Consider the following 23,381-nt stretch of genomic DNA (forward strand, 5'->3'; position numbering starts at 1 on the left):
GTGGCAAAGCTCTCGGCGACACGCGAGGCACCGAGCGGGATGCCCGCACTGGCAGGGCGGGCGCTGATCCCCGAACATGAACGCAGCGCCGCCGCCGAACCGACCCGGCTGCTGAAGTTCCACGCCCCCGAGATCGTGTTCGGGCTCGACTCGATGGCCGAGGCCGCCCACGCCGCGTTGCGGCACGGGGCGTTGCGGCCGCTGTTGGTCACCGACGGCGGACTGATCGAGGCGGGCTGGGTCGACGAACTCGCCGGGTACCTGCGGACGCAGTGCGTCGATGCCAGGGTGTGGAGCGCGGTGACACCCAATCCGAAGGACCACGAGATCACCGCCGGTTACCAGTACTACGCCGAGCACGGGTGCGACGTGTTGATCGCGCTGGGCGGCGGCTCGGTGATCGATGCGGCCAAGGGCATCGCGATCCTGGCGGCCAACGGCGGCGACATCCTCGAGTACGCCGGGGTGGACAAGGCGACGATGCCGATCCCGCCGCTGGTGGTGGTCCCGACCACCTCGGGCACCGGCGCCGACGTATCGCAGTTCTGCATCGTCACCGACACCACCCGAAACACCAAGGTCACCATCCTGGGCCGGGCCCTGGTGCCCGACGTCACCGTCATCGACCCGCGGGTGCTGACCACGATGCCCGAATGGCTCAACGCGGCAACCGGATTGGATGCGTTGACCCACGGAATCGAGGCGTTCGTGTCGCTGGGGCACAACCAGTTGACCGACCACCACGCGCTGCGGGCCGTGCTGATGGTGATCGAGAACCTCGCCGACACCATCGAGCGGCCCAGGAACCTGCCGTCGCGCGTGCTGATGGCCCAGGCCAGCCTGGAGGCGGGCCTGGCCTTCACCAACGCGATCCTCGGCGCGGCGCACGCCATGAGCCACCAGGTGGGCGGGCTGCTGGACCTGCCGCACGGGGTGATCAACGGTGTGCTGCTGCCGCACGTCATCCGCTTCAACGCCGATGCGGATCCGGCCCCGTTCGCCACGATCGCCGGCTGCCTGGGGCTGGTCGACCGGCGCGCGCCCGCCACCGAGGCTGCGCACGCCCTGGCCGACCGCGTCGCCACACTCGCCGCCGACGTCGGGGTGCCGCGCGGGCTCGCCGACCTGGGCGTCCGAGATGCCGACGTGCCCCGGCTGGCGCGGACCGCGCTGCAGGACGCCTGTATGTCGACCAACCCCCGGCCCGCCGACGAGGCGCTGGTGGAGGCGTTGTTCCGGGCGGCGATGTGACGTCGCTGTCGGGTCGCCGGGTCAGCACACCCGATCTGGAACGGCTCACCGGCGTCCGGTCGGGTAAGGGCTCGTTCTATCCCGAGTTCCGGGTGGCCGCCCAGCGCACCGAACGGGTGCTGACGGCCCTCGATGCGATCTCGCGCGCGCTGGTGCAGACCGTCAACGGTCCCGAGCCGCTGGTGCGAGCGGTGGCCGAGGCGGCGCGCACCCACCTGAACGCGGACTGGGTGCTGCTGGCGCTGGCCGACGGAGCGCTGCCGGAGGCGCGGCCGCGGCACCTGATCCTGGACACCGACGGGGTGGCGTACTCGTTCGAGGGGCTGGTGGGCGCCAGGGACCCGGGCGCCGCACTGCCGGACGCGGTGCTCAACCGGCTCAACGACGTCCTACGCGGTCAGCTGGCGCAGTTCACCCGGCCGGTGATCGAGAGCCATCACGCCCACGTGCCGATCGAGCTCGACGGCGGGGTGATCGGCGCGTTCGCGGCATGGACGCCCCGGCACCGGACGCTGGACGCGACCGACGAGATCGTGATGCGAATTCTGAGCAGCCAGACCGCGGTCGCGTTGCAGAACTGTGCGCTGTTCGGCACCACAGAGGCGCTCCTGGCGCAGGCACAGGCGCGCAACGCCCAGCTGCTGACCACGCAGCGGGAACTCGACGCAGCCCAACGCCATCAGGTGCTGGACTCCGAGCGGCACCGCATCGCGCGCGAGCTCCACGACAGCGTCACTCAGTGCGTGCTCTCGGCCGGCATGCAGATCGAGGTGTGCCGCAGCGACATCGAGAGGCGCTCGGACGGCGCGGATCTCGCCGAGCGGCTGGACCTGGCCAAGACCCTCACCCGGTCCGCGGTCGAGCAGCTGCGGTCGGCGATCTACGCGCTGAACCATCCCGGCAGCGCGCACCGCTCCAGCCTGCCGGAGATGCTGGCCCAGCTGGCCACCGTGCACATGCCCGAGGACCTGCAGGTGACGCTGCGGGTCATCGGCCGCCGCGCCGACCTGCCCAGCGAGGTCGAGCACGCGCTGCTGCGCATCGCGGGCGAGGCGCTGTTCAACACCGCGATGCACGGCAACGCCACGCGCGCGACGGTACGGCTGACGTACCGGCCCACCTCGGTCTCGCTGGCGATCGCCGACGACGGCACCGGTGACCCGGACAAGCTGCGGTTGATGCTGCGGCTGGCCGACGCCACCGACGTCGACGGTCACCACCGCGGATTGGCCAACATGTCCGCCCGGGCACGAGAACACGGCGGCACGTTCGAGGTCGGCCGCTCCCGCATCGGCGGGGTGCGGGTGGCCGCGACCATTCCCCGTTCCACGGAAGGTGTGTGAGGCATGAGTGTGGGTGTGGGCACCAGGACCATCCGGCTGGTCCTCGTCGACGATCACGCCATCCTGCGCCAGGGTCTGCGCTCGGTGCTGGAGCGGGAGAGCGATCTGGTGGTCGTCGGTGAGGCGTCCAGCGACGCCGAGGCCGAAGCCGTCGTGCGCGCCTCGACGCCCGACGTCGTGGTGCTCGACCTGAAACTGTCGGCGGGTTCGGACTTCGAGGGTCTGTCGTTGTGCGCCAAACTGTCCGCGGCGCACCCGGACCTGGGGCTGCTGGTGCTGACGACGTTCCTCGACGAGGATCTCGTGGTGCGCGCGGTGCACGCCGGGGCACGCGGGTATGTGGTCAAGGACGTCGACACCACCGAACTGGTGCGGGCGATCCGGGCGGTCTCGTTGGGGCAGAGCGCCTTCGACTCGCGCAGCGCCGCGGCGGTGGTCCGCTCGATGAACGGCCGAACCGAGCCGCGCCAGCAGCTGACCGACCGGGAGATCGAGGTGCTGCGGCTGCTCGCGGCCGGCCTGTCCAACATCAAGATCGGTGAACAGCTGTACATCTCGGCGACCACGGCCAAGTTCCACGTCAGCAACATCATGCGTAAACTCGAGGTGAGCAGACGGGCCGAGGCCGTGTACGCGGCGAGTAAACGCGGGCTGATCTAGCGGTCGAACACCAACCAGCCGCCGTGATGGGAGTGCACCGCCACGCGGACGTCGTGGTGGCGCTCGGCGATCCGGGATCCCAGTGAGCGCAGGGCGGCTTCGTCGAACCGCTGGATGTGGCCGTAGCAGGCGCGGGGCTCGTCCTCGAACGGCACCGCGGCGATGACACGCCGACGGGCCAGGCGCAGCGCCTCGTCGAGCACCTGCTCGGCGACGTCGGGTTCGAGATGTTCGATCAGGTGCAGCACGGTGACGGTGTCCGCGGCGCGCCCGGCCAGCGGTACCTGCGCAGCGTCGCACGCCAGCGTTTTCACCGGCCGGCCCAGCCACGTCGCGGCCCGGGCGAGCAGATCCATCGTCGGTGCGCTGAGATCGGTTGCCAGTACTGCGTATCCGTCGCCGGCGGCGCGTAACGGGAAGAACCCGAAGCAGGACCCGAGGTCGATCAGACGGTGGCCGACCAAAAGCGAGGCGGCGTGCTCGTGGACGGGCGCGAAGGCGGCGCAACCGCGTTCGAGACGGTCGAGGGAGTTGGCGTAGAAGCGGGACCAGGCCTCCTCCCGGTCGGGGTCGGTCGACTCGACCACGCCTGCGAACACCGCTTCGAACTCCGGTAGTCCGCGCAGGACGCCGGCATCGTCCAGCTCGTCGGCCAGCAGCTCGGCGAGATCGTCCGACAGGTCGTCGGCGTCCAGATCATGCGCGACCTCGAGGATGCCGTCCGACCGGTGTGCGCAGAAGTGACTGGTGCACAACGTGTCCCGCCCGTGGTGGAGCGGATGGGCGCCGCTGCGGCGGCGTACCCGGACGGTGAGCTGATCCAGCATGCCCGCGACGCTATGCGGATCGCGCCCGTGTCCACGCGCACCGATCGGGCGTAAACGCCGCGCCGCCCGGACGGGATGTCGACTGCCCGTTCGGCGAGTGTCGTGATCGCGTGCCGTGCCATAGCGTCGGTGTGGTCCCGACCACATTCCCCGGAGGTTCCGATGTCCGATCACCAAGACGCCCTGACCAATTCGCCGGCCGAGCCGCTCGTCGAGGAGTCCCTGGTCGAAGAGGTCTCGATCGACGGCATGTGCGGGGTCTACTGACATGTTCGACGTCGACGCCGCCTGGCGACTGCACCCGCAGGTCGCACTGCGGCCGGAATCGTTCGGTGCGTTGCTGTATCACTTCGGAACCAGGAAGCTGTCGTTCCTCAAGGACCGCACCGTGGTCCGGGTGATCACCTCACTGCCCGATCACGCGGACGCGCGGACGGCGCTGCGGGCGGCCGGCGTCCACGATGTCGAGCGGTACGCCCGGGCGCTGGACACCCTGGTGTCGTCGCACATGCTGGTGCGGGCATCATGACCGCGGTGGCGGTGCCCCGCCTGGTCGACCGGTTCGAGCGGGGGCTCGATGCGCCGATCTGCCTGACCTGGGAGCTGACCTACGCCTGCAATCTGGCCTGCGTGCACTGCCTGTCGTCGTCGGGCCGGCGCGATCCACGGGAGCTGAGCACCGCACAGTGCAAGGCGGTCATCGACGAGCTGGAGCGCATGCAGGTCTTCTACGTCAACATCGGTGGTGGTGAGCCCACCGTGCGACCGGACTTCTGGGAGCTGGTCGATTACGCCACCGATCACCACGTCGGGGTCAAATTCTCCACCAACGGCGTTCGCATCGACAAGAAGGTCGCCGCGCGTCTGGCCGCCTCCGATTACGTCGACGTCCAGATCTCGCTCGACGGCGCCACGGCCGAGGTCAACGACGCGGTCCGCGGGCGCGGTTCGTTCGCCATGGCGGTCCGCGCGCTGGACAACCTGGCCGGGGCGGGCTTCTCCGATGCCAAGATCTCGGTGGTGGTGACGCGGCACAACGTCGGCCAGCTCGACGACTTCAAGGCGCTCGCCGACGCCTACGGTGCGACCCTGCGCATCACCCGCCTGCGCCCGTCCGGCCGCGGCGCGGACGTCTGGGACGAGCTGCATCCCACGGCGGCGCAGCAGCGCGAGCTCTACGACTGGCTGGTCGACAACGGCGAGAACGTGCTGACCGGGGACTCCTTCTTCCACTTGTCCGCCTACGGCTCGGCGCTGCCGGGGCTGAACCTGTGTGGCGCCGGACGCGTCGTGTGCCTGATCGATCCCGTGGGCGACGTCTACGCCTGCCCGTTCGCCATTCACGACACGTTCCTGGCCGGGAACGTCGTTCGCGACAACGGGTTCGCCGCGGTGTGGCGGGACTCCGAGTTGTTCGCCGAGCTGAGGGCGCCGCAGACCGGCGGCGCGTGCGCGAAGTGTTCCTTCTTCGATGCGTGCCGCGGCGGCTGCATGGCCGCGAAATTCTTCACCGGTCTGCCGATGGACGGGCCGGATCCCGAATGTGTTCAGGGTTTCGGCGAAACGGCCCTGCGCCTCGAGCGTGAGGTGCCCAAATCCACCGTCGACCATTCGAGGTCACTTCCCCTGACGGTGGTCGCGCGGCAGCCGGCGCGTGCCTGTGACATCAACCCGGTTCGCGACCTGGTGTAGAGGAGATCAGAAGTGGCGAGTACAGGCTGGTTCGAGACCGTCGCCGAAGCGCAGCGGCGGGCGGCCAAACGCATTCCCCGTAGTGTCTACTCCGCGCTGGTCGCCGGCTCGGAGCGGGGCAGCACCGTCGACGACAACCTCGCGGCCTTCGGTGAGCTCGGCTTCGCGCCGCATGTGGCCGGCCTGTCGAGCAAGCGCGACCTCTCGACGACCGTGATGGGTCAGGCGATCTCGCTGCCGGTGTTCATCTCGCCGACCGGGGTCCAGGCCGTCCATCCCGACGGCGAGGTCGCGGTGGCCAGGGCCGCCGCCGCTCGCGGTACGGCGATGAGTCTGAGCTCGTTCGCCAGCAAGCCGATCGAAGAGGTCGTCGAGGCGAATCCGCAGACGTTCTTCCAGATGTACTGGACGGGCGGCCGCGACAAACTCGTCACCCGGATGCAGCGAGCTCGGGCGGCCGGTGCGGTCGGCCTCATCCTCACCACCGACTGGTCCTTCTCCAGCGGCCGGGACTGGGGCAGCCCGGCGATCCCGGAGAAGATGGACTGGCGCGCCATGCTGCGGTTCGCGCCCGAGGCCGTCACCCGGCCCCGCTGGTTGGGCGAATTCGCCCGCGCCGGACGGGTTCCCGACCTGACCGCACCCAATCTGGCCGACGGCGGTGCGGCGCCCACATTCTTCGGCGCGTACGGCGAATGGATGCAGACCCCGCTGCCGACGTGGTCCGACATCGCGTGGCTGCGCGAGCAGTGGGGCGGGCCGTTCATGCTCAAGGGCGTGATGCGGGTCGACGACGCCCGCCGGGCGGTCGCCGCCGGGGTCAGCGCGATATCGGTCTCCAACCACGGCGGCAACAACCTCGACGGCACGCCGGCGCCGATCCGGGCACTGCCCTCGATCGCCGCGGCCGTCGGTGACGAAGTCGAGATCGTGCTGGACGGGGGCATCCGGCGGGGCAGCGACGTCGTCAAGGCGTTGGCGCTGGGCGCCCGCGCGGTGATGATCGGCCGCGCCTACCTGTGGGGTCTGGCGGCAGGCGGCCAAGCCGGCGTGGAGAACGTCCTCGACATCATGCGCGGCGGAATCGACTCGGCCCTGCTCGGTCTCGGGCACTCCTCGGTGCAGGACCTCGGCCCGGCCGACCTCGTGATCCCGGACGGCTTCACTCGCCACCTCGGGGAACAGCCCGTCAGCCGGTGATCGCGGTGAGGTGCGCCTCGGCGGACTGCTGCACCAGCTGCAGCACCCGCTGCAACATCGGGGTGAGACCGCCGCGCGCCCAGATCGCGTGCAGTTCGACCGGGCGCGCCGGATCCATGTCGGGATGCCCGCCGCCCACGTCGGTCAGCGACTTGTAGACCACGCCGTCGACCCGCAGCGCGGTCGCGCTGGCCGGCACCAGGGCCACCCCTTCCCCCGCGGCCACCAGCAGGACCGCGGTCAGCACCTGCTGGACGCGCTGGGTGATGCGCGGGTGGCCGTTGAACAGGAACCGCACGGTCAGTTCGTGGAAGTAGCGCGCCCGCTCCGGGTGGTAGCTGATCACCGGTAGCCCGTCGAACGCCTGCGGGGTCAGCGGTCCGATCCCGGCGGCCAGCGGATGGTCCGCGGGCACCACCGCGTAGAGCGGTTCGCGCGCCACGATCTCGGACGCGAGCGCGGCGGTGTCGAACGGCGGCCGCGCCAGGCCCAGGTCGAGCTCGCCGCGGCGGATGCCGTCGACCTGGGTGTTGGTCACCCCCTCCTGCAGCACGACCTGCACGTCGGGCAGTTCACTGCCCAGCAGTCCGAGCAGCGGCCCCAGGATGCCGATCGCCGACACCGCCGTGAAACCCAGCCGCAGCGTGCCCGCGGACCCGCGCTCGACCCGCTGTGCGTGCGTGGTGGCGCCCTCGAGTGTGTTGAGCATGCGGTAACAGTCCTCGAGAAACGCGATGCCGGCGGGCGTCAGCAACACCCGGCGGTTGTCGCGGTCCAGCAGCCCGGCCCCGACGGCGCGTTCGAGCTTCTGGATCTGGCGGCTCAGCGGGGGCTGGGTCATGGCCAACCGCTCGGCGGCGCGGCCGAAGTGCAACTCCTCCGCGACCGCGACGAAGCAGCGGATCTGATCCAGCGTCACCGTCATGCACCAAAAGTATCAAGTAATGCCGCATAGGGCTTGGACAGGTATCACCAACTGTTCTTACCGTGTATCCAGGTGACGCACGCCATACCGGCGGCTCAACGAAGTGCTAGTCACGCAGACAGGAGATTTCCATGGCGATCGCTACCCGCACCCGCTTCCGCACCGGCCTGGTGGCCTCGGCCGCGGCCGCCCTGACCCTCACGGCGTGCGGTGGGGTCGAGACGTCGACCGGCGGCGGCGAGGAGGGCGCGAACTACCCGTCCGGCACGGTCGAGATGTACGTCGGCGCGTCGGCCGGCGGTTCGAGCGACCTGATCAGCCGCGCGGTGTCCAAGGGGCTGTCCGACAGCCTCGGCGCGTCCTTCCCGGTGATCAACCGCGAGGGCGCCAACGGTGCGCTGGCCGCCGCCGAGATCGCCAACGCCAAGCCGGACGGCTCCAAGATCGGCATCCAGAACGCCTCGCTGTTCACCATCACCCCGCTGGCCGTGGCGCCCGACGAGGTCACCAACATCGACCAGTTCGACGTGGTGCACGGCGTCTCCCGCGACGACTACGTGCTGGTCGCCAGCCCGGGCAGCGGCTTCCGCTCGCTCGCCGACATGCAGGCCTCGCCGAACGTGGTGCGCTACGGCACCACCGGCGTCGGCACCGGTGCGCAGCTGTCGGCCGCGCTGCTGTTCAAGACCAGCAACGTCAACTCCCAGGCCGTGCCGTTCGACGGCGGCGCCCCGGCCCTGGCTGCCGTGCTGGGCAACCAGGTCGACGTGGCCAGCATCCAGGTCGGTGAGGCGATCGAGAACATCCAGTCCAACAAGCTGGTCCCCCTCGCGGTGTTCGGCCCCGAGCGCATCGAGTACCTGCCCGACGTGCCGACCGCCAAGGAGCAGGGTCTGGACGTCGAGGTGACGCAGTACCGCTTCATGACCGTCCCCAAGGGCACTCCGCAGGACGTCAAGGACCGGCTCGTCGAGGGCATGAAGGCCACCTTCGAGACCGAGGAGTACCAGGAGTTCAACAAGCAGAACAGCCTGACTCCGATGGACATCTCCGGTGAAGAGGTGCTCGAGCAGCTCGAGTCGGACAAGCAGCGGTACGCCGACCTGGTGCAGCAGTACGGCATCAACCTGCGCGACGAAGGCTGACCATGAAGGACAGCGTCGACAGCCCGGTCTCGGATCCCGCCGAGGATCCGCGCGACCAGCACGATCACCCGCACACCCGCGACATCCTCCACGAGATCGAGGAGGAGATCGCACACGAGATGGAGGAGGACCGCCCGCCGCAGGGCGGTCCGCTCTACCAGACCGTGGGCGCACTGGTGGGCGTCGCGGTCGGTGTCGCCGGCGGATTCTTCTCCTGGGGCTACGGCCTGGGCTCGCTGAACGAGCCCGGACCCGGCCTATGGCCCTTCATCGTCAGCGTCGCGATCACGCTGATGTCGGTGGGTCTGCTGGTGGCCGGCCGGGGCCTGACCGATGCGGAGGCCTTCACCCGCAGCAGCTGGCTGCCGGTGATCGGCGTGATCACGTTCATCGCGTTCGGGTTCCTGATGCCGGTGATCGGCTTCGAGATCCCGGCCCTGGTGCTCGGCGTGATCTGGCTGCGGTTCCTGGGTAGGGAGACCTGGCGTAGCACGCTCATCACCAGCGTGGTGACCGTAACGGTCTTCTACCTCCTGTTCCTCTACGGGCTGCGAATCCCGCTGCCGCACTTGATCTCTCTGTGAAAAGCGACGTGTAGAACACCATGGACATCAACGCATTCCTCGACGGGTTCGCGCTCGTCTTAGAGCCGCAGAACATCCTCTACTGCCTGGCGGGCGTGCTGATCGGCATGATCATCGGCGTGCTGCCCGGCCTCGGCCCGGCCGCCACGATCGCGATCCTGCTGCCGATCACCTACACCATCGATCCGGTGTCGGCGATCATCATGCTCGCCGGCATCTACTACGGCGCCCAGTACGGCGGCACCATCACCTCGGTGCTGCTGCGGCTACCCGGCGAAGCGTCCTCGGTGGTCACCGTCTTCGACGGCTTCGCCCTGGCCAAACAGGGCAAAGCCGGCACCGCGCTCGGTATCGCCGCCATCGGATCCTTTGTCGGCGCCACCATCTCGATCATCGGACTGACCCTGCTGGCCCCGGTGGTGGCGAGTGTGGCGCTCGACTTCGGGCCGCCGGAGTACGCCGCACTGGCCCTGCTCGGCGTGCTGCTCGTGGCGACCATCGGGAGCGGCAACAAGCTCAAGGCGCTGATCGCCGGCGCCATCGGTCTGCTACTGGCGACGGTCGGGCGCGACAGCTTCACCGGCGCCGAGCGGTTCACCTTCGACAGCCTCAACCTCGCCGACGGCATCGACTTCGTCGTCGTGGCCATGGGCCTGTTCGGTGTCGGCGAGATCCTCTACAACCTCGAACAGCGCCACCGCAAGGTGCAGCCGCCCGCCAAGGTCGGCAACGTGTGGCCGTCACGCAAGGACCTCAAGCAGTCCTCGGGCGCCATCGGCCGCGGTTCGATCATCGGCTTCGTGCTCGGCGTGCTGCCCGGCGGCGGCGCGGTGCTGTCCTCGATCGTCGCCTACGCCACCGAGAAGCGCCGGGCCAAGGATCCGTCGCGGTTCGGGCGCGGTGCGGTGGAGGGCGTCGCCGCCCCGGAGACCGCGAACAACGCCGCGGCCACCTCGTCATTCATCCCGCTGCTGACCATCGGCCTGCCGGCCAACGCCTCGATGGCCATGCTGTTCGGTGCGCTGCTGATCCTGGGCGTCTCGCCCGGACCCCAGCTGGTCGACGAGAACCCGGATGTGTTCTGGGGCGTCATCAACTCGATGTACATCGGCAACCTGCTGCTGCTCATCCTGAGCATCCCGCTGGTCGGGTTGTTCGTCCGCATCCTGCGGGTGCGGCCGGCGATCCTGGCGCCGATCACCGCGCTGATCACGATCCTGGGCGTCTACACGATCAACAACTCGACCTTCGACATCTTCCTGATGATCGGTTTCGGCATCATCGGCTACCTGATGAAGAAGGCCGGCTTCGACCCCGGCCCGATGGTGCTGGCGTTCGTGCTGGGCTCGATCATCGAATCCAGCACCCGCCGTTCGCTGTTGATCTTCGGCGGCGACCCGACCGGCTTCATCACCCGGCCGATCTCGGGGACCATCCTGGCGATCTTCCTGCTCCTGATTCTGCTGCCGCTGATCCGGCACCTCCTCCACCTGCGGAAGGCCAAGAAGGACGACGCTCACAAGGCCGACTCCGACAAGGTCGGCGTCTGAGCTAGCGGCCGCCGGCGTCCAGGCGCCGGCGGCTGTTGCCCAGGTGGACACGCATCGCGGCCCGGGCGGTGTCGGCTTCGCCGGCCAGTACCGCGGCCGCGATGTCGTCGTGTTCGCGGCGCACGCGCTCGACGTGACCGGTGTCGCTCATCGAATACGCGTCGCCCAACCGGGTTCTCGGCAGCATGATCATCATCGGGCCCAGTGAGTCGAGCAGTTCGAGGCAGAACCGGTTGCCGCTGACGGCCGCGATGGCCCGGTGGAAGGCGAAGTCCGCCTCGACGGCGTCCTCGGCCTCGGCGGCCAGGAACGCCGCCAGCGCCGCCCGCACGGTGCGCCGGCCCGCGGCGTCGATGCGGGCGGCGGCCAGCGCGGCGGTCTCGCTCTCCACGCCGAGCCGGAAGTCGATCATGTCGAGGATGTCGCGGTGGGTGCGCAGCGCATCGGTCTCGACGGTGAACGGCGTGGGATCGGGCACCGCGAGCACGAAAGAGCCGCGGCCCTGGAAAGTTTCGATGAGCCCCTCGGCGCGCAGCCGGGTGACGGCCTCGCGCACCACGGTGCGCGAGACGCCGAACTCATCGATGAGTTCGGCCTCGGACGGCAGTTTGTGTCCGGGCGGGAGGGCGCCGGTGAAGATCTTGTCCTTGACACCGGCGACCACCCGCGCCGCGAGATTCGTGCTCACCGCACGATCATCGCGTACCGAAGGACGCCGACTCCTTGGTCAGTGCCCGCATCGTGTCGCTGAGCGTGAAGCCCAGGCCGGGCCGCTCGGGCAGGTACATGCGGCCGTCGCGGATCTCGATGCGCTCGTTGAACAACGGGTTGAGCCATTCGAAGTGTTCGACCCACGGCTCGGTCGGATAGGTGGCCGCCAGGTGCAGGTGGATCTCCATGGCGTAGTGCGGGGCCAGGGCCAGGCCGGCCTGCGAGGCCAGCGTCGCGAAGCGCAGGAACGGCGTGATGCCGCCGATACGCGGGGCATCGGGCTGGACGATGCCGCGGTAGCCGGCGTCGAGCAGGGCGAGGTGTTCGGGCACCGAGGTGAGCATCTCCCCGGTCGCGATCGGGGTGTCGAAGGTGCGGCTGAGGTCGGCGTGGCCGACGGCGTCCCACGCGTCGAGGGGCTCCTCGATCCAGATCAGGTCGAACTGCTCGAGTTCTCGGCACATGCGCCGGGCGCGGGCCCGGTCCCACTGCTGGTTGGCGTCGACCATCAGCGGGACGTCGCCGAGGTGGTCGCGGATCGCGGCGACGCGCTCCAGATCGAGCTGCCAATCCGGTTGTCCCACCTTGATTTTGATGCCGCCGATACCCGATTCCAGCGAGGCGGTGGCCTTCTCCTTGATCTCGTCGACAGAGGCCTGCAGGAACCCGCCGGAGGTGTTGTACACCCGGCAGGAGTCGCGGTGCGCGCCGATCAACTTGGCCAGCGGCAGGCCCGCCCGGCGGGCCTTGAGGTCCCACAGCGCGACGTCGAGCGCGGCGATGGCCTGGGTGGCGGTGCCGGAGCGGCCGACGGACGCACCCGCCCACAGCAGCGACTGGTAGATCTTGTCGACGTCGGACGGGTCCTGCCCGAGCGCGGTCTCGGCCACTTCGCACAGGTGCGTGTACTGGGCCCGCCCGCCGGCCCGCTTGGAATAGCTGAAACCCATTCCCTCGAAACCGTCTTCGGTGCTGACCTCGACGAACAGCAGCACCGTCTCGGTGAGCGGCTTCTGCCTGCCGGTCAGCACCTTGGCGTCGCTGACGGGGTTGTCGAGGGGCAGAACCACATGCGACAGCGTGAGGCTCTTGATCCGGTCGGCCACGAATGCTCCTTAAGCTTGTATGACAAGCTTCAAGTTATCAGACGAGTAGTGACCGGTCCAGGGTCAGTTGAACTCGATCACCTGTCGCACGGCCTTGCCCTCGGCCAGCCGGTCCATGGCGGTGTTGATGTCGTCGAGCGAAATAGTCGAGGAGACAAGGGTTTCCACCGGCAGCCGGCCGGCGCGCCAGAGCTCGACGAAGCGCGGGATGTCCCGGGCGGGCACCGCTGACCCCAGGTAGCTCCCGATCAGCGACCGGCCCTCGGCGACGAATCCCAGCGGCGCGATGGACAGCCGGGCGTCCGGCCGGGGGAGCCCGACGGTCACCGTGCGCCCGCCGGGTGCGGTGTGTGCGATCGCGGTCTCCAAGGCGACGGGGTGGCCGACCGCTTCGATCACCACGGTCGCCTTGAGGTCGCGTTCGGCGGCCTCGGCCGGGGTGTAGGCGGCGTTGATGCCCATGGCGCGGGCGCGTTCCAGTTTCTCCTCCACCTGGTCGATGCCGACGACGTCGACGCCGTCGAAAGCCATGGCGGTGATCATCGCGGCCATCCCGACGCCGCCGAGCCCGACGATGGCCACCGTCTGGCCGGGTGCGGGTCTGCCCACGTTGAGTACCGCGCCGCCTCCGGTGAGCACCGCGCATCCCAGCAGGGAGGCGACCACGGCGGGTACGTCGTCGTCGACCGGCACCACCGAGTGGCGGTCGACCACCGCGTGGGTGGCGAACCCGGACACGCCGAGGTGGTGGAAGACCGGCGCGCCGTCGCGGCGCAGCCGGATCTCGCCCTGCATCAGGGTGCCCGCGGCGTTGGCGGCGCTGCCGGGCTCGCAGGGGGTGAGGCCGTCGGTGGCGCAGGCGCGGCAGTGCCCGCAGCGCGGCAGGAACGTCATCACGACCCGCTGGCCGATCGCGAGGTCGGAGCCGCCGGGGCCGGTCTCCTCCACGACGCCGGCGGCCTCGTGGCCCAGCAGCATCGGGACCGGACGGACCCGGTTGCCGTCGACCACCGACAGGTCCGAATGGCACAGGCCGGCCGCCTCGATGCGGATCAGCAGTTCGCCGGGGCCCGGACCGTCGAGTTCGAGCTCGGACACCGAGAGGGGAGTGGACTCCCCGAAAGGGCGCGGCCGGCCGATCTCTTCGAGCACGGCGCCGCGGATCGTGATCGTCATGCAGACCAGACTGCCCCCACTGGGACACTGCATGCATGCCCAGCGACCCGGCGAGCCGTCCGACGCCCCGCGACTTCCCCGTGCACTGGTCGGTGTCCACGCGGTGGGCGGACAACGACATGTTCGGCCACCTCAACAATGCGGTGTACTACGCGCTGTTCGACACCGCGATCAACGCGTGGATCAACACCACGGTCGGGGTGGACCCGGTGACCGCGCCGTGGCTGGGCGTGGTGGCGGAGTCGGGATGTCAGTACTTCGCGGAGCTGGCGTTCCCGGATCCGCTGGTGGTGGGGCTGGCCGTGGCCCGGCTGGGCCGCAGCAGCGTGACCTACCGATTGGCGCTGTTCGAGCGGGACGCCGACGCGGTCGCGGCGGTGGGGCACTGGGTGCACGTGTACGTCGACCGGCAGACGCGGCGGCCGGTGCCGATGCCCGACGGGATCCGGACGCTGCTGGCGACGGCGGTCGTCGGCTAGTCGATATGCTCGCCCGATGCCGTTGGTGAGCAAGACCGTCGAGGTGCAGGCGCCTGCGGCGACGATCATGGCGATCGTCGCCGACTTCGAGAGGTTCCCCGAGTGGAACCCGGAGATCAAGGGGTGCTGGATCCTCGCGCGTTACCACGACGGGCGGCCCAGCCAGCTGCGGCTCGACGTCGAGGTGCAGGGGCAGGCCGGCACGTTCATCACCGCCGTGTACTACCCGGCCGAGAACCAGATCTTCACGATGCTGCAGCAGGGTGATCACTTCGACAAGCAGGAACAGCGCTTCTCGGTGGTGCCGATCGGGACGGCGTCGCTGCTGACCGTGGACATGGACGTCGAGACCAAGTTGTCGATTCCCGGGCCGATGGTGAAGAAGGCGATCGGCGAGACGCTCGACTACCTCGCCGACAACCTCAAGGCCCGCGCGGAGCAGTTCGGCGCCCAGCAATAGCGCCGAGCGGCCACCTACGGCGCGCTTCTCGGTGGCTCGCGTCGCACGAGTGGCCACTCGGCCGCCCCAGACCTCAGTCCCAGAGCCCGATCTTCTCCAGGCGGGCGATCAGCCGTTCGGCGCCGTCGGTGAACTGCCCGCTGGTCAGCCGCACCACCGTGGTGGTGTCCCGCCGGCGCAGCGCCGCGATGAGTTCCCGGTGGCTGGCCACCGCCTCGGCCCCCCACGCCGGATCGGTGGCGTAGAGCAGCGGCGGCAGGAACCGCGCCACCTGCAGCAGCAGCCACGCCAGCTTGATCCGCCCGGTCGCATGGTTGAACGCCCGGTGGAAGGCGAACTCGGCGTAGGCCACCTCTTCGGGGTCCCGCCGCTCGACCGCGTCCGCCAGCGCCTCGTTGAGCCCTTCGAGTTCGGTGATCTCCTCGTCGGTGATCCGTTCGGTCGCCGAGGCGGCCAGCTTCTCGGCGATCGTCGCCTGCAACCAGAAGATGTCCTCGATGTCCGCGCGGGTCATCGGGACCACGACATGTCCGCGGTGCGGCTCCAGTCGCACCATCCCTTCACCGCGCAGCGTCCGCAGGGCCTCCCGCACCGGGGTGATGCTCACCCCCAGCTGCGCCGCCGTCTCGTCGAGCCGGATGAAGGTGCCCGGCCGCAGCGAGCCGGTCATGATCTCGGCCCGCAGGTGCGCCGCGACCTCGTCGGACATCTGCTCGCGACGGACTCCCCGCGGGCGCACCGGGCGGTGTCCGACGGTCGTGTTCATCGCGCTCTCCGGTCTTCAGGGCGGGCTTGTTCCCGAGCCGCCGAGGCCATAGTGTGACCGGGGCCATCCCATGTTTGATCAAATATCAAGCACGTGCAACCCCAGAAGAGGGAGTCACGCCGTTGACCTCAGCGCCCCCCGCCGCCACCGAGCAGCCGTACCTCGCCCGCCGGCAGAACTGGACCAACCAGCTGGCCCGTCACGCGCTGATGCAGCCCGGCAAGACGGCGCTGCGCTTCCTCGGCCGCACCACCACGTGGGGTGAGCTCGACCAGCGCGTCACCACGCTGGCCGGTGCGCTGTGCCGGCGCGGCGTGGCCGCCGGTGACCGGGTCCTCATCCTGATGCTCAACCGGACCGAGTTCATCGAGACGTTCCTCGCGGTCAACAAGCTCGGCGGCATCGCGGTGCCGGTCAACTTCCGCATGACCCCGCCGGAGATCGCGTTCCTGGTCAGCGACTGCGCCGCCCGCGTCGTCGTCACCGAAGCCGCGCTCGCCCCGGTCGCCGCCGCGGTACGCGACCTCGATGCCACGCTCGAGACGGTGATCGTCGCCGGCGGCGGCACCGCCGAGGGGCTCCTCGGCTACGACGACCTGCTCGCCGAACCCGGCCTGGACCCCGAACCGGTCGACATCCCCAACGACTCGCCCGCGCTGATCATGTACACCTCGGGGACCACCGGCCGGCCCAAGGGTGCCGTGCTCACCCACACCAACATCGCCGGTCAGGCCATGACCAACCTGTTCACCACCGGCGCCGACCTCAACAACGACGTCGGTTTCATCGGCGTGCCGCTGTTCCACATCGCCGGGATCGGCAACATGATCAGCGGGCTGCTCCTCGGCCTGCCCACCGTGCTGTACCCGCTCGGCGCCTTCGACCCCGGTGAACTGCTCGACGTGCTCGCCGAGGAGAAGGTGACGTCGATCTTCCTCGTACCCGCCCAGTGGCAGGCGGTCTGCGCCGCGCAGCGCAGCCGACCCCGCGACCTGAAACTGCGGGTGCTGTCGTGGGGTGCGGCGCCGGCGTCGGACACCCTGCTGCGCGCGATGGCCGAGACGTTCCCGGGCGCCCAGATCTTCGCGGCGTTCGGCCAGACCGAGATGTCACCGGTGACCTGCATGCTGTTGGCCGACGACGCCATCCGCAAACTCGGCTCGGTCGGCAAGGTGATCCCGACCGTCTCGGCGCGCGTGGTCGACGAGGACATGAACGACGTGCCCGTGGGACAGGTCGGGGAGATCGTCTACCGCGCACCGACTCTGATGGCCGGTTACTGGAACAACCCCAGGGCCACCGCGGAGGCGTTCGAGGGCGGCTGGTTCCACTCCGGCGACCTGGTCCGCCAGGACGAGGACGGTTACATCTGGGTGGTCGACCGTAAGAAGGACATGATCATCTCCGGTGGCGAGAACATCTACTGCGCCGAGGTGGAGAACGCGCTGGCCGCGCACCCGGCCATCGCCGAGGTCGCGGTGATCGGCCGAGCGCACGAGAAGTGGGGCGAGGTGCCGGTGGCCGTCATCGCGCTGGACGGCGCCGAACCCGGCCTGTCGCTGGCCGATCTGGACGGCTTCCTCACCGAGCGGCTGGCCCGCTACAAGCATCCGAAAGCCCTCGAGATCGTCGACGCCCTGCCGCGGAATCCGGCAGGCAAAGTGCTCAAGACCGAACTGCGGCAGCGGTATGCTTCCACGCAGTCCGATGACGCGGACGAAAGCCAGTCTGCGACAAGTCTTTCGGCCACATCGCGCAAAAGCTAGCGTTTGGTGACGAGTTTGCTAACGGTTGGGTGGCCAATCCCGCGGATGCGGTGCACGGCGGTTCTGGCATCGGGTACAGTCCTGTGGTCTCACTTACTACTACCGAGTAGGGAGACAGTCGTCACTACGGTCGGGACGGGGCAACAAGGAGGCGGCGTGCGACAGGGACTGCCGTTGCGCCACGATGACGGTTCCGTCATGGGAGCGCACTGGTGACCGCCTCCAGCGGCGGGCTGACGGGATACGTTCGTGATCAGGTGAGGCCGGGTCTCGAGGCCGTCGGCGGATTCGTCCGGATGTGCGTGCTCACCGGGAAGGCGCTGTTCCGTCCGCCCTTCCAGTGGCGCGAGTTCATCCTGCAGGCCTGGTTCCTGTTCCGGGTGTCCTTCCTCCCGACGGTCGCGGTGTCCGTCCCGCTGACCGTGCTGATCATCTTCACGCTCAACATCCTGCTCGCCGAGTTCGGCGCCGCCGACGTCTCCGGCGCGGGCGCCGCGCTCGGCGCGGTCACCCAGCTCGGCCCGCTCGTGACCGTGCTCGTGGTCGCGGGCGCCGGCTCCACCGCGATCTGCGCCGACCTCGGGGCCCGCACCATCCGGGAGGAGATCGACGCGCTCGAGGTGCTGGGCATCGACCCCATCCACCGCCTCGTCGTCCCCCGCGTGGTGGCCTCCACGTTCGTGGCGCTGCTGCTCAACGGCGCGGTCATCACGATCGGCCTGGTCGGCGGCTTCATCTTCGGCGTCTACATCCAGAACGTCTCCGCGGGCGCGTACGTGTCGACGCTCACGCTGGTGACCGGCCTTCCGGAGGTCCTCATCTCGGTCATCAAGGCCACCACGTTCGGCCTCATCGCCGGCCTGGTCGGCTGCTATCGCGGCCTGACGGTCGGCGGCGGCGCCAAGGGCGTCGGCACCGGCGTCAACGAGACGCTGGTGCTCTGCGTGGTGGCGCTGTTCGCGGTCAACGTGGTGCTGACGACCATCGGCGTCCGGTTCGGAACGGGGCGCTGACATGGCCACCACCTCGCAGTCGCACACCCAGACCGGCACCGTCCTGCGGCAGCGCTTCCCCCGCGGCTACGCCCGCGCCGAGAAGCTGGCCGCGGCGCCGTCACGCGGACTCGACAGCGTCGGCCACGTCGCGTGGTTCGTGGTCACCGCCGTCGGCTCCATCGGCCACGCGCTGCGCTTCTACCGCAAGGAGGTGCTCCGGCTGATCGCCGAGATCGGCATGGGCACCGGCGCGATGGCCGTCATCGGCGGCACCGTCGCGATCGTCGGGTTCGTCACGCTGTCCGGCGGCTCACTGATCGCGATCCAGGGCTTCGCGTCCCTGGGCAACATCGGTGTCGAGGCGTTCACCGGCTTCTTCGCCGCCCTGGTCAACGTCCGCATCGCCGCGCCGGTGGTCTCCGGTCAGGCCCTGGCCGCGACCGTCGGCGCCGGCGCCACCGCCGAACTGGGCGCCATGCGGATCAGCGAGGAGATCGACGCGCTCGAGGTGATGGGCATCAAGTCCATCTCCTACCTGGTGTCCACCCGCATCATGGCCGGCTTCATCGTCATCATCCCGCTGTACGCGATGGCGATCATCATGAGCTTCCTGTCGGCGCAGGTGACCACGACGCTGTTCTACGGGCAGTCGACCGGCACCTACGAGCACTACTTCCGCACGTTCCTGAGACCCGACGACGTGGCGTGGTCGTTCGTACAGGCGATCATCATCTCGATCATCGTCATGCTCAACCACTGCTACTACGGCTACTACGCCAGCGGTGGTCCGGTCGGCGTGGGTGAGGCGGTCGGCCGCTCGATGCGGGCGTCGCTGATCGCGATCGTGCTGGTGGTCCTGTTGGCTTCGTTGGCGCTCTACGGCACCGACCCGAACTTCAACCTCACGGTGTAGCCATGACCGCACCCCAGTCTCCCGTCAACAATCCGCGCACCCCGCCGTACAAGCTGGCCGGCCTGGTGCTGCTGGTCGTCGTCGCCGTCGTCTTCGTCCTCGTGGCGTTCCAGTTCCGCGGCGATTTCACCCCGCGCGAGACGCTGACCATGGAGTCCGCCCGCGCCGGGCTCAACCTCGATCCCGGCACCAAGGTCACCTACAACGGTGTCGAGATCGGCCGCGTCTCCGACGTCTCCGCGATCAGCGTGGGCACCGAGCCCAAGGCCCGCATCCAGCTCGAGGTCGAGCCCAAGTACATCGACCTGATCCCGGCCAACGTGATCGCCGACATCTCGGCGACCACGGTGTTCGGCAACAAGTACGTGTCGTTCACGACGCCGCCCGACCCCTCCGCCGAGCGGATCTCCCCCTCGGACGTCATCGACGTCACCAACGTCACCACCGAGTTCAACACGCTGTTCGAGACGGTCGTCAACGTGGCGGAGAAGGTGGACCCGGTCAAGCTGAACCAGACCCTGACCGCCACCGCGCAGGCCCTCGACGGGCTCGGCGACCGGTTCGGCGAGTCGATCATCAACGGCAACGCGATCCTGGCCGACCTCAACCCGCAGATGCCGCAGATCCGCCGCGACACCACGGCGCTGGCCGACCTCGGCGACGTCTACGCCAACGCCTCCCCGGACCTGTTCGACGGCCTGGAGAACGCCGTCACCACCGCGCGCACGCTCAACGAACAGCGCGGCAACCTCGACCAGGCGCTGATGGCGGCGGTCGGGTTCGGCAACACCGGTGGCGAGGTCTTCGAACGCGGCGGGCCGTACCTGGTGCGCGGGGCCGAGGACCTGATCCCGACGTCGGCGCTGCTCGACGAGTACAGCCCGGCCCTGTTCTGCACCATCCGCAACTACCACGACGTCGAGCCGAAGATCGCCTCGTCGCTCGGCGGCAACGGCTACTCGCTGCGCACCCACTCCGAGGTGCTCGGCGCGGGCAACCCGTACGTCTACCCGGACAACCTCCCGCGCGTGAACGCCACGGGCGGTCCCGAGGGCCGGCCGGGCTGCTGGCAGCCGACCACCCGTGAGCTGTGGCCCGCGCCGTACCTGGTGATGGACACCGGTGCGTCGATCGCGCCCTACAACCATCTCGAACTCGGCCAGCCGATCGCCATCGAGTACGTCTGGGGTCGCCAGATCGGGGAGAACACGATCAACCCATGAAAATCACCGGTACCGCCCTCAAACTCGGCGCCTTCTCGCTGGTGCTGCTGCTGTTCACCGCGATCATCATCGTGGTGTTCGGCCAGATGCGGTTCGACCGCACCACCGGCTACTCGGCGATCTTCACCAGTGCCAGCGGCCTGCGGCCCGGGCAGTTCGTCCGTGCCTCCGGCGTCGAGGTCGGCAAGGTCTCCGATGTCACGCTGGTCGACGACGGCAAGCGGGTGAAGGTCGACTTCAGCGTCGACCGGTCGCTGCCGCTGTTCGACGAGACCACCGCCTCGGTGCGCTACCTGAACCTGATCGGCGACCGTTACCTGGAGCTCAAGCGGGGCGACAGCGACAAGCGCATGCCGGCCGGTGGCATCATCCCGGTGCAGCGCACCCAGCCCGCTCTGGACCTCGACGCGCTGATCGGCGGCTTCCGCCCGCTGTTCCGCGCACTGGACCCTGAGAAGGTCAACAACATCGCCCAGTCGATCATCACGATCTTCCAGGGCCAGGGCGGCACCATCAACGACATCCTCGACCAGACCGCGTCGCTGACGTCGGCGCTGGCCGACCGCGACCAGGCGATCGGCGAGGTGATCCGCAACCTCAACACCGTGCTCGACACCACGGTCCGCCACCAGCAGGAGTTCGACGAGACGCTGGTGAACTTCGAGAGGCTGATCACCGGCTTGCGCAACCGGGCCGATCCGATCGCCACCTCGGTGGCCGACATCAGCGACGCCGCGGGAACCGTGGCCGACCTGCTGGCCGACAACCGGCCGCTGCTGCAGGACACCATCGGCTACCTCGACGCCACGCAGCAGCCGTTGGTCGACCAGAAGGAGCAGCTCAATGACATCCTCGTCCGGCTGCCCACCGCGTTGAAGATCATCGGCCGCGCCGGCGGCGTCTACGGCGACTTCTTCAACTTCTACGCCTGCGACGTCACGCTGAAGCTCAACGGCCTGCAGCCGGGCGGCCCGGTCCGCACGGTCAAGGTGTGGGGGCAGCCCTCGGGTAGGTGCACGCCGCAATGAGGACACTCGAAGGGTCGAACCGCGTCCGCGGCGGGTTGATGGGCATCATCATCCTGGTGCTCGTCGTCGGGGTGGGGCAGAGCTTCGCCAGCGTGCCGATGCTGTTCGCGCAGCCCAAGTACTACGCGGAGTTCACCGACACCGGTGGCATCAACCCGGGCGACAAGGTGCGCATCGCCGGCGTCGACGTCGGTCAGGTCACCACCACCGAGATCGAGGGCGACAAGGTGTTGGTCGGGTACACGCTCGGCGGCACCCAGATCGGCAGCGACAGCCGGGCGGCGATCCGCACCGACACCATCCTCGGCCGCAAGAACGTCGAGATCGAGCCCCGCGGCTCGACGCCGCTGGATGTCAACGGCGTGCTGCCGCTCGGCCAGACCACCACGCCGTACCAGATCTACGACGCGTTCTTCGACGTGACGGAGGCGGCGTCCGGGTGGGACACCCAGACGGTGCGCCAGTCGCTGAACGTGCTGTCCGACACCATCGATCAGACCTATCCACATCTGTCGGCCGCCCTGGACGGGGTGGCGCGCTTCTCCGACACCATCGGCAAGCGCGACGAGGAGCTCAAGACCCTGCTGGCCAACGCCAACAAGATCGCCGGCGTCCTCGGCGAGCGCAGCGGTCAGGTCAACCAGCTGCTGGTCAACGCGCAGACCCTGCTCGGCGCGATCAACGAGCGCAGCTACGCCGTCGGTCAGCTGCTCGAGCGGGTGTCGGCGTTCTCCGAACAGGTCAAGGGCTTCATCGACGACAACCCGAACCTCAACAAGGTGCTCGAGCAGCTCCGCACGATCAGCGACATCCTGGTGGAACGCAAGTTCGACCTGGTCGACGTGCTGACCACGCTCAGCAAGTTCACCGCGTCGCTCGCCGAGGGCATCGCCTCGGGCCCGTACTTCAAGGTCATGCTGGTCAACCTGGCGCCGTACTGGATCCTGCAGCCCTACGTCGACGCCGCGTTCCAGAAGCGCGGTATCGATCCGGAGCAGTTCTGGCGCAACGCGGGTCTGCCGGCCTACCAGTTCCCCGACCCGAACGGGGTGCGCCAGCCCAACGGTGCGCCGCCGCCGTCGCCGACCGTGCTGCAGGGCACGCCGGAGAATCCGGACGTCGCGGTGCCCAAGGGCAGCCCCTGCTCGTACACGCCGCCGGCCGACGGCCTGCCCCGCCCGGGCAATCCGCTGCCGTGTGCGGACCTGACGGTCGGCCCGTTCGGGGACAACCCGTACGGACCGAACTACGGCCCGCCGAATGTGGTGACCTCGGAGCCCAACCCGAACGGGCTGCCGCCGACGCCGGGTATCGCCAGCGCCGGGGTCCCCGGTCAACAGGCGCCGTCGGTGCCGGGTACGCCCGTGCCGCTGCCGCCCGCCCCGCCGGGCGCCCGGCACGAGCCGCCCGGGCCGTTCCCCGGTCCGACCGCGGTCGGTGGCCAGGTCACCAACGCGCCGCCCCCGCCGCCGCTGGCCGGCCCGCCGCCGCCTCCCGGCCCGGGCCAGCAGCTGCCGCCGGTGGACACGGCGCCGCTGCCGGGCAACCCACCGTTCCTCCCGCCCGGATCCCAAGAATGAC

General features: G+C 69.3%; 24 protein-coding genes. 18 read left to right on the forward strand and 6 right to left on the reverse strand.

Annotated features, from left to right (window positions below; genetic code table 11):
- The first annotated feature begins 39 nt into the window (after positions 1-39).
- Genes E4P42_RS14525 through E4P42_RS14535 form a run of 3 tightly spaced genes read left to right on the forward strand, consistent with a single transcriptional unit; the run spans position 40 to position 3,254 of the window.
- Entirely contained in the window at positions 40-1,251 is a 1,212-nt protein-coding gene (locus E4P42_RS14525) for an iron-containing alcohol dehydrogenase (RefSeq protein ID WP_135126778.1), read from the forward strand.
- Positions 1,248-2,594: a sensor histidine kinase gene (locus E4P42_RS14530; RefSeq protein WP_167759488.1), complete on the forward strand. Its 1,347-nt coding sequence runs from the start codon at positions 1,248-1,250 to the stop codon at positions 2,592-2,594. Before E4P42_RS14525 ends, E4P42_RS14530 begins: the two co-directional genes overlap by 4 nt.
- A gap of 9 nt (positions 2,595-2,603) precedes the next feature.
- Positions 2,604-3,254, forward strand: a complete 651-nt coding sequence (locus E4P42_RS14535) for a response regulator transcription factor (RefSeq protein WP_135126851.1) — start codon at positions 2,604-2,606, stop codon at positions 3,252-3,254.
- Here E4P42_RS14535 and mftM read toward each other — a convergent pair.
- A complete protein-coding gene (gene mftM, locus E4P42_RS14540) occupies positions 3,251-4,081 on the reverse strand; it encodes a mycofactocin oligosaccharide methyltransferase MftM (protein WP_135126779.1) in 831 nt (276 codons plus the stop codon). The two genes, E4P42_RS14535 and mftM, sit on opposite strands and share 4 nt — an antisense overlap.
- Positions 4,082-4,243: 162 nt before the next feature.
- Here mftM and mftA point away from each other — a divergent pair, with 162 nt between their 5' ends.
- The 4 genes from mftA to mftD are packed head-to-tail and all read left to right on the forward strand — an operon-like array spanning position 4,244 to position 6,973.
- On the forward strand, positions 4,244-4,348 hold the full coding sequence (mftA, locus tag E4P42_RS14545; protein ID WP_135126780.1) for a mycofactocin precursor MftA: 105 nt from the start codon (positions 4,244-4,246) through the stop codon (positions 4,346-4,348).
- A gap of 1 nt (position 4,349) precedes the next feature.
- Positions 4,350-4,610 carry a mycofactocin biosynthesis chaperone MftB gene (gene mftB, locus E4P42_RS14550; protein ID WP_135126781.1) on the forward strand — a complete coding sequence of 87 codons (261 nt, stop codon included), beginning with the start codon at positions 4,350-4,352 and terminating at the stop codon, positions 4,608-4,610.
- Positions 4,607-5,773, forward strand: a complete 1,167-nt coding sequence (gene mftC / locus E4P42_RS14555; RefSeq protein WP_135126782.1) for a mycofactocin radical SAM maturase — start codon at positions 4,607-4,609, stop codon at positions 5,771-5,773. Before mftB ends, mftC begins: the two co-directional genes overlap by 4 nt.
- Before the next feature lie 12 nt (positions 5,774-5,785).
- The gene (gene mftD, locus E4P42_RS14560) at positions 5,786-6,973 is read left to right on the forward strand and encodes a pre-mycofactocin synthase MftD (RefSeq protein ID WP_135126783.1); all 1,188 of its coding nucleotides are present in this window, start codon (positions 5,786-5,788) and stop codon (positions 6,971-6,973) included.
- On the opposite strand, the gene E4P42_RS14565 is transcribed toward mftD, so the two are convergent.
- Positions 6,963-7,898, reverse strand: coding sequence for a LysR family transcriptional regulator (locus E4P42_RS14565; protein WP_135126784.1), 936 nt, complete (start codon positions 7,896-7,898; stop codon positions 6,963-6,965). The genes mftD and E4P42_RS14565 overlap by 11 nt on opposite strands.
- A gap of 131 nt (positions 7,899-8,029) precedes the next feature.
- Here E4P42_RS14565 and E4P42_RS14570 point away from each other — a divergent pair, with 131 nt between their 5' ends.
- The 3 genes from E4P42_RS14570 to E4P42_RS14580 are packed head-to-tail and all read left to right on the forward strand — an operon-like array spanning position 8,030 to position 11,177.
- On the forward strand, positions 8,030-9,043 hold the full coding sequence (locus E4P42_RS14570) for a tripartite tricarboxylate transporter substrate binding protein (protein ID WP_135126785.1): 1,014 nt from the start codon (positions 8,030-8,032) through the stop codon (positions 9,041-9,043).
- Positions 9,044-9,045: 2 nt separating this feature from the next.
- Entirely contained in the window at positions 9,046-9,627 is a 582-nt protein-coding gene (locus tag E4P42_RS14575) for a tripartite tricarboxylate transporter TctB family protein (protein WP_245234026.1), read from the forward strand.
- A 20-nt stretch (positions 9,628-9,647) separates the two neighbouring features.
- Positions 9,648-11,177 carry a tripartite tricarboxylate transporter permease gene (locus tag E4P42_RS14580; RefSeq protein ID WP_135126786.1) on the forward strand — a complete coding sequence of 510 codons (1,530 nt, stop codon included), beginning with the start codon at positions 9,648-9,650 and terminating at the stop codon, positions 11,175-11,177.
- 1 nt (position 11,178) lies between these two features.
- Here E4P42_RS14580 and E4P42_RS14585 read toward each other — a convergent pair whose 3' ends face one another.
- The 3 genes from E4P42_RS14585 to E4P42_RS14595 form a co-directional block, all read right to left on the reverse strand.
- On the reverse strand, positions 11,179-11,865 hold the full coding sequence (locus E4P42_RS14585; protein ID WP_135126787.1) for a FadR/GntR family transcriptional regulator: 687 nt from the start codon (positions 11,863-11,865) through the stop codon (positions 11,179-11,181).
- Positions 11,866-11,872: 7 nt separating this feature from the next.
- Positions 11,873-12,994, reverse strand: coding sequence for a mandelate racemase/muconate lactonizing enzyme family protein (locus E4P42_RS14590; protein WP_135126788.1), 1,122 nt, complete (start codon positions 12,992-12,994; stop codon positions 11,873-11,875).
- A gap of 63 nt (positions 12,995-13,057) precedes the next feature.
- Positions 13,058-14,170 carry an alcohol dehydrogenase catalytic domain-containing protein gene (locus E4P42_RS14595; RefSeq protein WP_167759490.1) on the reverse strand — a complete coding sequence of 371 codons (1,113 nt, stop codon included), beginning with the start codon at positions 14,168-14,170 and terminating at the stop codon, positions 13,058-13,060.
- A 35-nt stretch (positions 14,171-14,205) separates the two neighbouring features.
- On the opposite strand from E4P42_RS14595, the gene E4P42_RS14600 reads away from it, so the two are divergent.
- Both E4P42_RS14600 and E4P42_RS14605 read left to right on the forward strand, forming a co-directional pair.
- Positions 14,206-14,649 (forward strand): thioesterase family protein, encoded by a 444-nt coding sequence (locus E4P42_RS14600; protein WP_135126789.1) that lies wholly within the window; start codon positions 14,206-14,208, stop codon positions 14,647-14,649.
- 16 nt (positions 14,650-14,665) lie between these two features.
- Positions 14,666-15,109: an SRPBCC family protein gene (locus tag E4P42_RS14605; protein ID WP_135126790.1), complete on the forward strand. Its 444-nt coding sequence runs from the start codon at positions 14,666-14,668 to the stop codon at positions 15,107-15,109.
- Positions 15,110-15,182: 73 nt separating this feature from the next.
- Here the strand turns inward: E4P42_RS14605 and E4P42_RS14610 are convergent, their stop codons facing one another.
- Entirely contained in the window at positions 15,183-15,875 is a 693-nt protein-coding gene (locus E4P42_RS14610) for a GntR family transcriptional regulator (RefSeq protein WP_135126791.1), read from the reverse strand.
- Positions 15,876-15,997: 122 nt separating this feature from the next.
- On the opposite strand from E4P42_RS14610, the gene fadD5 reads away from it, so the two are divergent.
- The 6 genes from fadD5 (at position 15,998) to E4P42_RS14640 (ending at position 23,380) form a co-directional block, all read left to right on the forward strand.
- The gene (fadD5, locus tag E4P42_RS14615) at positions 15,998-17,641 is read left to right on the forward strand and encodes a fatty-acid--CoA ligase FadD5 (protein ID WP_135126792.1); all 1,644 of its coding nucleotides are present in this window, start codon (positions 15,998-16,000) and stop codon (positions 17,639-17,641) included.
- 296 nt (positions 17,642-17,937) lie between these two features.
- Complete coding sequence (locus tag E4P42_RS14620; RefSeq protein WP_371287041.1) at positions 17,938-18,654, forward strand: MlaE family ABC transporter permease; 717 nt, start codon at positions 17,938-17,940, stop codon at positions 18,652-18,654.
- A 1-nt stretch (position 18,655) separates the two neighbouring features.
- Entirely contained in the window at positions 18,656-19,549 is an 894-nt protein-coding gene (locus tag E4P42_RS14625; protein WP_135126794.1) for an ABC transporter permease, read from the forward strand.
- Positions 19,550-19,551: 2 nt separating this feature from the next.
- Entirely contained in the window at positions 19,552-20,772 is a 1,221-nt protein-coding gene (locus E4P42_RS14630) for an MCE family protein (RefSeq protein ID WP_135126795.1), read from the forward strand.
- Positions 20,769-21,800, forward strand: a complete 1,032-nt coding sequence (locus tag E4P42_RS14635; RefSeq protein ID WP_135126796.1) for a virulence factor Mce family protein — start codon at positions 20,769-20,771, stop codon at positions 21,798-21,800. The genes E4P42_RS14630 and E4P42_RS14635 overlap by 4 nt, the downstream gene beginning before the upstream one ends.
- A complete protein-coding gene (locus E4P42_RS14640; RefSeq protein ID WP_135126797.1) occupies positions 21,797-23,380 on the forward strand; it encodes a virulence factor Mce family protein in 1,584 nt (527 codons plus the stop codon). The genes E4P42_RS14635 and E4P42_RS14640 overlap by 4 nt, the downstream gene beginning before the upstream one ends.
- Position 23,381 lies beyond the last annotated feature (1 nt).

This window comes from Mycobacterium sp. PS03-16, from assembly GCF_004570325.1.
Taxonomy (GTDB): Bacteria; Actinomycetota; Actinomycetes; order Mycobacteriales; family Mycobacteriaceae; genus Mycobacterium.

Bases quoted from the DNA above. Each gene is read 5' to 3' on its own strand.
- E4P42_RS14640 (WP_135126797.1), top strand. From the start codon at position 21,797: ATGAGGACACTCGAAGGGTCGAACCGCGTCCGCGGCGGGTTGATGGGC.
- E4P42_RS14630 (WP_135126795.1), top strand. From the start codon at position 19,552: ATGACCGCACCCCAGTCTCCCGTCAACAATCCGCGCACCCCGCCGTAC.
- E4P42_RS14610 (WP_135126791.1), bottom strand. From the start codon at position 15,875: ATGAACACGACCGTCGGACACCGCCCGGTGCGCCCGCGGGGAGTCCGT.
- mftM (WP_135126779.1), bottom strand. From the start codon at position 4,081: ATGCTGGATCAGCTCACCGTCCGGGTACGCCGCCGCAGCGGCGCCCAT.
- E4P42_RS14525 (WP_135126778.1), top strand. From the start codon at position 40: ATGCCCGCACTGGCAGGGCGGGCGCTGATCCCCGAACATGAACGCAGC.
- E4P42_RS14620 (WP_371287041.1), top strand. From the start codon at position 17,938: ATGTGCGTGCTCACCGGGAAGGCGCTGTTCCGTCCGCCCTTCCAGTGG.
- E4P42_RS14625 (WP_135126794.1), top strand. From the start codon at position 18,656: ATGGCCACCACCTCGCAGTCGCACACCCAGACCGGCACCGTCCTGCGG.
- E4P42_RS14575 (WP_245234026.1), top strand. From the start codon at position 9,046: ATGAAGGACAGCGTCGACAGCCCGGTCTCGGATCCCGCCGAGGATCCG.
- E4P42_RS14565 (WP_135126784.1), bottom strand. From the start codon at position 7,898: ATGACGGTGACGCTGGATCAGATCCGCTGCTTCGTCGCGGTCGCGGAG.
- E4P42_RS14580 (WP_135126786.1), top strand. From the start codon at position 9,648: ATGGACATCAACGCATTCCTCGACGGGTTCGCGCTCGTCTTAGAGCCG.
- mftB (WP_135126781.1), top strand. From the start codon at position 4,350: ATGTTCGACGTCGACGCCGCCTGGCGACTGCACCCGCAGGTCGCACTG.
- mftA (WP_135126780.1), top strand. From the start codon at position 4,244: ATGTCCGATCACCAAGACGCCCTGACCAATTCGCCGGCCGAGCCGCTC.
- E4P42_RS14600 (WP_135126789.1), top strand. From the start codon at position 14,206: ATGCCCAGCGACCCGGCGAGCCGTCCGACGCCCCGCGACTTCCCCGTG.
- E4P42_RS14595 (WP_167759490.1), bottom strand. From the start codon at position 14,170: ATGACGATCACGATCCGCGGCGCCGTGCTCGAAGAGATCGGCCGGCCG.
- E4P42_RS14605 (WP_135126790.1), top strand. From the start codon at position 14,666: ATGCCGTTGGTGAGCAAGACCGTCGAGGTGCAGGCGCCTGCGGCGACG.
- E4P42_RS14635 (WP_135126796.1), top strand. From the start codon at position 20,769: ATGAAAATCACCGGTACCGCCCTCAAACTCGGCGCCTTCTCGCTGGTG.
- mftC (WP_135126782.1), top strand. From the start codon at position 4,607: ATGACCGCGGTGGCGGTGCCCCGCCTGGTCGACCGGTTCGAGCGGGGG.
- E4P42_RS14570 (WP_135126785.1), top strand. From the start codon at position 8,030: ATGGCGATCGCTACCCGCACCCGCTTCCGCACCGGCCTGGTGGCCTCG.